Here is an 8,794-nt window from a genome sequence, read left to right as displayed (position 1 = left end):
GGCGTTTTAGCGCTAAGCCATTGTTTCTAAAGCATTGCTGCGCCAGCACCTGTGTCTGTCATATAGCTACGATTTTTCATGTAAAAAATGATGGATCATCAACCACTATTACTAAGGCAGTATTAAGAAGAGATAGGCTATCTCTATGCGCAGATCTTGGTTACAAAGCATCTGACATAATGCAATCTAATGCTGTGATTTGGGTTGAGGGGCCATCTGATAGAATATATATCCGCCACTGGATTAATTCAGTAGCAAGCGATCTAATTGAGGGGCTGCATTATTCAATAATGTTTTATGGCGGGAGGTTGCTCAGCCATCTAAGCGCAGATTCTGAAGAAGTTGATGAATTCATTGCACTTCGTTCACTCAACCAAAATATTTCCATAGTCATCGATAGCGATAAGAAAAACAAATCAGATAAGATCAATGATACAAAGAAGCGCATCGCTGAAGAGATGTCTCGATCTGGAGGTGTTGCTTGGGTGACCAAAGGAAGAGAAATCGAGAATTACGTCGATCACAGTGTTGTTCACAAGATTATCCAGCAGCAATACAATAGTATGTACGTTAAGGCATGTGCTGTGGGTGATTATGAACATATTTTGCATTTCGAAAGAACTCCAGCGGAAAAGAAGGCGGGCGGTAAAGGGGGCGGGGTCCCCGCTGTCAATATCTACAAAGAGGTGGATAAGGTAGCGATTGCTAAGGAGGTGTGCAGACTTCCTGCTGATCTGACCAAGCTCGATCTGAGGAACAGGATTAGCGAAGTTGTGGCAATGATCAGAAATGCAAATCCATGAGGTTATGACCACGATCAATTAGAGTGCCTAACAGAATCATCTCTGGACGAATCGCCAGAAGATGAGACTGGCGGCGATGAGATGGAAGGCGGTGAAGATGTAACTGCTCACCACCCGACCCTAGCCTGGTGAGCAGTTGACCGGCGGGAGCAAAGGCTCAATCAATGCCCATAGGGCATTGGAGACAAGAGGTGCGGCCATGCCCCTCTCAACCACTCTGCGCCGGTTTGTTATGCGCTCAAGAACCTCTAATCCAGGCGTGGGCGCAGGCCGTTCAGCAGCAGGGCGATGGACTGGCCGGCGATCTCCGTCGGGTCCAGTCCGCCGTCGGGGCGGTACCAGCGGGCGACCCAGCTCAGCGCGCCGGACAGTGTGAAGGCGGCGATCTTGGGATCGCAGGGGGCGATGGTGCCCTCTGCGATGCCGCGCTCGATCAGGCTGCGGAATTTCAGGTCGATGCGGCGTTTCAGGCCGCGCAGGGTGCGGCGGCTCTCCTCCGTCAGCGGTTCCTCGCCGACGCGGATCACGCACATGCCGAAATCCATGGTGACGATGCCGACATAGGTGGTCATCACCGCCACCAGCTCGTCATAGGCGCTGCCGCCATGGCCGATCACCTCGGACGAGGCGTTGTCGAGCAGCTCCAGCCCGATCCGCACGCACTCGAACAGGATTTCCTCCTTGTTCTTCACGTAATAGTAGATCGTCGGCTTGGTCACGTTCAGCCGCCGCGCGATGTCGTCCAGCGAGGTGGCGTGATAGCCAAGCTCGTTGAACGCCTGCGCCGCGGTGCGCAGCACGGCGATGCGCTTTTCCTCCCGTTCGGCCCGGCGGTCTGTGGTGGTCTTCCACGGCGAGTCCGACATGCGGCGCTGGCTCCCTTCGGTCATTCCCATCGCTTTCCCACGCGGCAGCGCCCATGTCCAGGGCGATGGATCGTCAGTCCGTCCAGCAAACTTGTTTCCGTCCATACTTTCAAGTAACATAGAGTCCAACGAGTAAACAAAGAGGCCGGGGGACCGTCAGCGCCCCGCGCCCAACACCGGGAGGACACGCATGCCTATGGACGTTGCACACAACGCCATCGCCGCGGCGCGCGGCACCAGCATCGGCGGGGCGCTGGCGCGGGCGGCGCGGCGCCACGGCGACCGCATCGCCCTGCGCTACGGGGACCGGGCGTGGAGCTTCACCGCGCTGCACGCCGCCGCCCGCCGCGTCGCCCGCCGGTTCCACGACCTCGGCCTGCGACCGGGCGACCGGGTCGCCGCCTTCGGGCGCAACTCCGACGCCTATGTCGTGGCGTGGCTGGGCTGCGCGGTCGGCGGCTTGATCCATGTGCCGATCAACTACGCCCTGACCGGGGAGGAGCTGGCCTACATCCTGACCCAGTCGGGCGCCCGGATGGTGCTGCACGACCCCGAACTGGCCGGCGTGCTGGCCGATGCCGGCGAGGCGGCGCGGGTCGACTGGACCGGGACGCTGGCAGTGGGCGAGGGGGCGGCGGGCGACGGGGCGGCGGGCGAGGGGCCGCTGGACATCCTGGCCGTGGCGCTGGACGCCGGGGCGCCGGCCGACATCGACGTGCTGGTCGGCGCCGACACGGTGGTGCAACTGCTCTACACCTCCGGCACCACGGCGGCACCCAAGGGCGCGATGATGACGCACGGCAGCCTGCTGGCCGAGTATGAGAGCGCCATCCACGACTGCCGGCTGGACGGCAACGACCGGGCGCTGGCGGCGCTGCCGCTCTACCACTCCGCCCAGATGCACGTCTTCCTGATGCCGCAGCTGATGGTCGGCGCCACCACGCTGCTGATCCAGGCGCCGGCGCCCACGCTGTGCCTGGAGCTGATCGCGGCGCACCGCATCACCTCCTTCTTCGCGCCGCCGACGGTGTGGGTCGGGCTGCTGCGCCACCCCGATTTCGACGCCCACGACCTGGGCTCGCTGGAAAAGCTCTATTACGGCGCGTCGATCATGCCGGTGCCGGTGCTGCAGGAACTGCGGCAGCGCCTGCCCAACGCCAAGCCCTTCAACTGCTACGGCCAGAGCGAGATCGGCCCGCTCGCCACCGTGCTGGCGCCGGAGGAGCACGAGGAGCGCCCCGCCTCGGCCGGCCGGCCGATCCTGAACGTCGAGACCCGCGTGGTCGACGCCGACATGAACGACCAGCCGCCGGGCCAGCATGGCGAGATCGTCCACCGCTCCCCCCAGCTGATGGTCGGCTATTGGGGCAAGGAGCGCGAAACCGCGGAGGCGTTCGAGGGTGGCTGGTTCCATTCCGGTGACGTCGGCTATCTCGACGAGGCCGGCTACCTCTACGTCGTCGACCGCATCAAGGACGTCATCAACACCGGCGGCGTGGTGGTCGCCAGCCGCGAGGTGGAGGAGGCGCTCTACACCCACCCGGCCGTCGCCGAGGTCGCGGTGGTGGCGCTGCCCGACCCGAAATGGATCGAGGCGGTGACCGCCTTCGTCGTCCTGCGCAGCGGGCAGAGCGCCGACGCCGATGGCCTGATCGCCCATTGCCGCCATCATCTGGCGTCCTTCAAGCTGCCGAAACGGGTGTTCTTCGTCGACCAGCTGCCGCGCAACACCGCCGGCAAGCTCCTGAAGCGCGAGCTGCGCCGCACCTACGCCGACACCGCGTCATGAGCCGCTACCAACCGCCGCTCCAGGCCCTCCGCTTCCTGGTCCACGAGGTGCTGAAGGCCCCCGACGCGCTGGCTGCCGCCGGGTGGGAGGATGCGGGCGCCGACCTGTTCGACGCCGTGCTGACCGAGGCCGGGCGTCTGGCGGTCGACGTGCTGCTGCCGCTCGACCGGTCGGGCGACGAACAGGGGGCGCGGCTGGCGGCCGACGGCGTCCGCATGCCGGACGGCTTCCGCGCGGCGTGGCGGCGGTGGCGCGACGGCGGCTGGAACGGGCTGAGCGGCGACCCGGCCTATGGCGGGCAGGGCATGCCGGCGGTGCTGGACACGCTGGTGACGGAGATGGTGTGCGCCGCCAACCTCGCCTTCAGCATCACGCCGGGACTGACCCAGGGCGCCATCCGCGCCATCGCCGCCCACGCCGACGCCGCGCTGAAGGATCTCTGCCTGCCGCCGATGATCGCCGGCGACTGGACCGGCGCCATGGCCCTGACCGAGCCGCAGGCCGGCACCGACCTCGGCCTGCTGCGCACCCGCGCGGAGCCGGCGGGGGAGGGGGCCTATCGGATCATCGGGCAGAAGATGTTCATCTCGTCCGCCGACCACGACCTGACGGACAACCTCGTCCATCTGGTGCTGGCGCGGCTGCCCGACGCGCCGGCCGGGACGCGCGGCGTCAGTCTGTTCCTGGTGCCGAAGCGGCTGGCCGACGGCAACCGCAACGGCTGGTCGGTGCTGTCGCTGGAACGCAAGATGGGCCTGCACGCCTCGCCCACCTGCGTGGTGTCCTACGACGGGGCGGTCGGCTGGATGGTGGGGCCGCCGCACCGCGGCCTGCCCGCCATGTTCACCATGATGAACCACGAACGGCTGTTCGTCGGCATCCAGGGCATCGGCGTGGGGGAGCGCGCGGCGCAATCCGCCCTGGCCTACGCCCAGGACCGCGAACAGGGCCGCGCCCCGGATGGGCCGCATCGCCCGGATCGGCCGGCCGACCCCATCCTGCATCACCCGGACGTGCGGCGGATGGTGCTGACCGCCCGCGCCCTGACCGACGCCGGCCGGGCGCTCGCCGCCTGGACCGCCCTGTGGCTCGACCGTGCCCAGTCCTCCGCCGACCCCGCGGTGGCGACGGAGGCGGAGGACTGGGCCGCCCTGCTGACCCCGGTGGTCAAGGCGGCCGGCACCGATTTCGGCTTCGAGGCGGCGGTGCTGGCGCAGCAGGTCATGGGCGGTCACGGCTACATCCGCGACAACGGGGTGGAGCAGCTGGTCCGCGACGTCCGCGCGACGCAGATCTACGAGGGGACCAACGGCGTCCAGGCGCTCGACCTCGTGCAGCGCAAGCTGGCCCTGCACGGCGGCCGGCCGATCGCCCGCCTGTTCGCCGCGCTCGACGACGCCGTGGCCGGGCTGGAGGCCGAGCCGGCGACCCACGACCTCGCCGCGCCGCTGCGGGAGGCGGCGGCGCGTCTGCGCGGCGTGGTGGTGTGGCTGGCGGCGGCGGACAGCCCGCTCGCCCCGGCGGCGGCGGCAACCGACGCGCTGCGGCTGCTGGCGCTGGTGGCCTATGGTTGGATGTGGGCGTTGATGGCGACCGCGGCGGCCAAGCGGCCGGACGGCTACGACCCGGCCTTCCTGGACGCGCGCATCGGCCTCGCCCGCGTCTTCGCGACACGGCTGCTGCCGGAGACCATCGCCCTGGACGCCCGCATCCGCAGCGGCCACGCCGGCCTGTTCGACGACACCCTGTCCGACGACCTGTCCGCCACCGGCGGCTGAGCAGGGCCCAGGACCGGGTCAGTCGATCAGCCGGCCGTCCTTGAAGAAGGGGTAGGGGCCGTCATAGTCGCCGATCATCGCGGTGTGGCTGACCACGCCGGTGTCGGCGCGCCAGGCGTGGATCTGGTAGCCCGGCGGCTCCATCACGAAGGCCGACGGCGCCTCGTCGCGCAGGTCGAGCGCCACCTGATGCGCGGTCGACGGCGCGGTCGACGCGATGGTCCCGGCCCAGCGGACCTGGATCGGCCGGTGCAGATGGCCGCACAGCACGCGCTCCACCTGCGGATGGCGGCGGATCACCGCGGCCTGATCGGCGGCACCGGTCAGGCCCAGCCGGTCCATGTGGCCGATGCCGGTGGCGAAGGGCGGGTGGTGCTGGAAGACGATGGTCGGGCGCTCGGGCTGTTCCGACAGACGGGCGTCGAGCCAGGCCAACCGCTCCGCGCACAGCTCCCCGGCGCCGGAGCCGGGCAGCACGCTGTCCATGGCGATCAGGCGGACCGGCCAGTCCTCCACCGTGTACTGGAAGAAGCGGCTGCTGCCGACCCGCGCCGCCAGGGCGGGGAAGGCGTTCGAAAGCCCGGCGCGTTCGTCGTGGTTGCCGGGAACGGCGAAGAGCGGCAGGTCCAGCGGGCGCAGCAGGTCGAGCAGCCGCTCATACTCCTCCGCATGCCCGGCATCGACGAGGTCGCCGGTCGCCAGCACCACGTCCGGCCGCGGCACCAGCGCGGCGATGGCGGCGACGGCGCGCTCCAGGAAGGGGGCGGTGTCGACCCGCTGGTAGGCGAGGCGGCCGGGCGGCTTGATGTGGGTGTCGGTGATCTGGACGATGATCATGGGGAGCCTTGGGGTGGGGGCCGTGTCGGCGACGGCGAAATTCAGGGAACCGCCAGCAGCCGCGCCGGATCGACGCGCAGCGACACCCGGTCGCCGCGGCCGAGGTCGCTGCGCCCCGCGGTGTCGACCGTCAGCGGCGGGCCGTCCGCCGGTTCCACCACCAGACGGGTGCGGTCGCCCAGGAACACCGCGGCGGCGATGCGGCCGTCGAGATGGGCGTCGGCCTCGCCCGACGCCAGCGCGATGTCCTCCGGCCGGGTCAGCAGCTCGACCGGCCCGTCCGGCCCGGACCAGGGCAGGCTGCCGCGGCCGATGCGCAGCACGCCGTCCCGCACCGTGCCGCCGACCCGGTTCATCGTGCCGATGAAGTCGGCGACGAAGCCGTCGGCCGGCTGGTAATAGATCTCGCGCGGGGTTCCGACCTGGGCGACGCGGCCCTTGGCCATCACGACGATGCGGTCGCCCAGCGCCATCGCCTCGCCCTGGTCGTGGGTGACGTAGACCGCGGTGATGCCCAGCTCGCGCAGCAGCCGGTCGATCTCCAGCCGCAGGCTGTCGCGCAGCTTGGCGTCGAGCGCGGTCAGCGGCTCGTCCAGCAGCAGCACGCGCGGCCGCACCACCAGGGCGCGGGCCAGCGCCACCCGCTGCCGCTGCCCGCCGGACAACTGGTCGATCCGCCGCCCGGCGAACTCGCCGAGATGCATCAGGTCCAGCATCTCCTCGACCCGCCGGCCCCGCTCGGCCCGGCCGACGCGGCGGACCTTCAGGCCGTAGGCGACATTCTCCGCCACCGTCATGTTGGGGAACAGGGCGTAGCTCTGGAACACCATGCCGACGTTGCGCCGCTCGATCGGCAGGTCGGTCACGTCCTCGTCGCCGAACAGCACGCGGCCGCCGGGGTCGGGGCTCTCCAGCCCGGCGATGATGCGCAGGGTGGTGGTCTTGCCGCAGCCGGACGGCCCCAGGAAGACGATGGTCTCGCCGCCGCGGATCGTCAGGTCCAGCGGCTCCAGCGCGCGGGCGCCGCCGGGGAAGGTCTTGCCGCAGCCGTCCAGGCGGATCGGCACGGCGTCGAGGTGGAAGCGGTCGGTCATGCGGGCGCTCTCAAGCGGACGGACGGCCATGCCGCGCCAGTCCCTGCAACAGGATCAGGCTGGGCACGATCATCAGGAAGAAGACGAGGGTGTAGGCGCTGCCGATCTCGATCCGCAGCGAGGCGTAGCTGTCGGCCAGCCCGACCGGCAGCGTCTTGGTCAGCGGCGTGTGCAGCAGCCAGGTCAGGTTGAACTCGCCGACCGACAGGGTCAGCACCATCAGCGACCCGGCGAGGATGCCGGAGCGGGCGTTGGGCAGCACGATGGTGCGGAAGCGGCGGATGAAGCCGGCGCCGAGGCTGGCCGCCCCCTCCTCCAGCGTCGTCAGGTCGACCGACAGCATCACCGCCAGCACGGCACGGACCATGAAGGGCAGGGTGAACAGGACATGGCCGACCAGGATGAACAGCCAACTGCTGCGCAGGTCGCCGACGGCGCCGTAGGTCACGATCAGCGCCAGCGCGGTGGCGAGGCCGGGGATCGCCACCGGCATCATCAGCAGCTCCTCGACCAGACGGGCAAGCCGGCCGGGGCGCCGCGCCAGCGCGTAGGCCGCCGGCACGCCCACGACCAGCGTGACGGCGAGGCAGGCGACGGCGATCTGCAGCGACAGCAGGATGGTGCCGGCGTAGACCCGCCACACCTCCTCCACCCAGTGCAGGGTCAGGCCGCTCTTCAGCCCGACGAAATAGTTGGCGGTCAGCCCGGCCAGCATCGACATCGCCATCGGCACGGTCAGCAGGGCGCAGACCAGCAGGGTGAAGCCCAGTTGCAGCCAGAAGCCCCAGCCGCGGCGGTGCGTGAGACTCGTCATCGCCGTCACCCCGCCGCCGCGACGGAGGTGCCGGCGACGCTGCGCGCCACCGCCAGCGCCGCCCAGGTGATGAGGCCGAGCAGGACGCTGAGCGCCGCCGCCGCGGCGATGTTCGCCTGGAGCGTGAATTCGGTGTAGATCGTCATCGGCAGCACGTTGATCCGGGTGGCGAGGGTGAAGGCGGTGCCGAAGGCCCCCATCGACGTGGCGAAGCACAGCGCGCCGGCCGAGATCAGCGCCGGTTTCAGCGCCGGCAGGATCACGTCGGCCACCACCCGCCAGGGCGAGGCGCCGAGCGAGCGTGCCGCCTCCTCCAGCCGCGGGTCGAGCTTCTCCGCCGCCGCCATCACCGTCAGGATGACGCGGGGGATCGAGAAATAGACGTAGCCCAGGAACAGCCCGGCCATCGAATAGGCGAAGACCAGCTTGCCGCCGGTCAGCGCCTGGGTGACGGTGCCGATCAACCCCTGGCGTCCCGCCAGCATGATGACCATGAAGCCGATCACCACGCCGGGAAAGGCCAGCGGGAAGGTCAGCAGCGCCACCAGCAGGGCGTGGCCGGGGAAGCGGTGGCGCACCAGGAACAGCCCGGCGACGGTCGACACCGCCAGCGTCACCGCCGTCACCCCCGCCGACAGCGCCAGCGTCGAGGCGAGGCTGTCGAGATGGCCGGGATCGGCCAGCGTGGTGAGGTAGGCGGCCCAGCCCTGCGGCCCGCCGGCGCCGATGGCGATCAGGCGGACCAGCGGCAGCAGGAAGAAGGCGGCGAACAGGATGGCGGCCGGCGCCAGCAGGGCGGCCAGACGCAAGGGC

8 protein-coding genes are annotated in these 8,794 nt (G+C 68.9%); 3 read left to right on the top strand and 5 right to left on the bottom strand.

Annotated elements, in window-relative coordinates; translation table 11 throughout:
* A partial coding sequence (locus tag TSO352_RS32880; RefSeq protein WP_199231484.1) for a hypothetical protein occupies positions 1–803 on the top strand: 803 nt, incomplete at its 5' end.
* Between the two features lie 248 nt (positions 804–1,051).
* On the opposite strand, the gene TSO352_RS04775 is transcribed toward TSO352_RS32880, so the two are convergent.
* Positions 1,052–1,693, bottom strand: a complete 642-nt coding sequence (locus tag TSO352_RS04775) for a TetR/AcrR family transcriptional regulator (RefSeq protein ID WP_247871903.1) — start codon at positions 1,691–1,693, stop codon at positions 1,052–1,054.
* Between the two features lie 166 nt (positions 1,694–1,859).
* Here TSO352_RS04775 and TSO352_RS04770 point away from each other — a divergent pair, with 166 nt between their 5' ends.
* Positions 1,860–3,458 carry a fatty acyl-CoA synthetase gene (locus TSO352_RS04770; RefSeq protein ID WP_109106184.1) on the top strand — a complete coding sequence of 533 codons (1,599 nt, stop codon included), beginning with the start codon at positions 1,860–1,862 and terminating at the stop codon, positions 3,456–3,458.
* Positions 3,455–5,236 carry an acyl-CoA dehydrogenase gene (locus TSO352_RS04765; RefSeq protein ID WP_109106183.1) on the top strand — a complete coding sequence of 594 codons (1,782 nt, stop codon included), beginning with the start codon at positions 3,455–3,457 and terminating at the stop codon, positions 5,234–5,236. Before TSO352_RS04770 ends, TSO352_RS04765 begins: the two co-directional genes overlap by 4 nt.
* Before the next feature lie 18 nt (positions 5,237–5,254).
* On the opposite strand, the gene TSO352_RS04760 is transcribed toward TSO352_RS04765, so the two are convergent.
* From TSO352_RS04760 to TSO352_RS04745, 4 genes are read right to left on the bottom strand one after another with little or no spacing between them, the layout of a single operon-like run.
* Positions 5,255–6,073 (bottom strand): phosphodiesterase, encoded by an 819-nt coding sequence (locus tag TSO352_RS04760; RefSeq protein WP_109106182.1) that lies wholly within the window; start codon positions 6,071–6,073, stop codon positions 5,255–5,257.
* Between the two features lie 41 nt (positions 6,074–6,114).
* Entirely contained in the window at positions 6,115–7,197 is a 1,083-nt protein-coding gene (locus tag TSO352_RS04755) for an ABC transporter ATP-binding protein (RefSeq protein ID WP_348770544.1), read from the bottom strand.
* Entirely contained in the window at positions 7,178–7,981 is an 804-nt protein-coding gene (locus tag TSO352_RS04750; RefSeq protein ID WP_109106181.1) for an ABC transporter permease, read from the bottom strand. The genes TSO352_RS04755 and TSO352_RS04750 overlap by 20 nt, the downstream gene beginning before the upstream one ends.
* Before the next feature lie 5 nt (positions 7,982–7,986).
* Positions 7,987–8,790, bottom strand: a complete 804-nt coding sequence (locus TSO352_RS04745) for an ABC transporter permease (RefSeq protein ID WP_247871902.1) — start codon at positions 8,788–8,790, stop codon at positions 7,987–7,989.
* Between the last annotated feature and the right edge of the window lie 4 nt (positions 8,791–8,794).

The organism is Azospirillum sp. TSO35-2 (assembly GCF_003116095.1).
In the GTDB taxonomy this organism is placed as follows: Bacteria; Pseudomonadota; Alphaproteobacteria; order Azospirillales; family Azospirillaceae; genus Azospirillum.
This window is presented reverse-complemented; position numbering and strand designations above follow the sequence as displayed.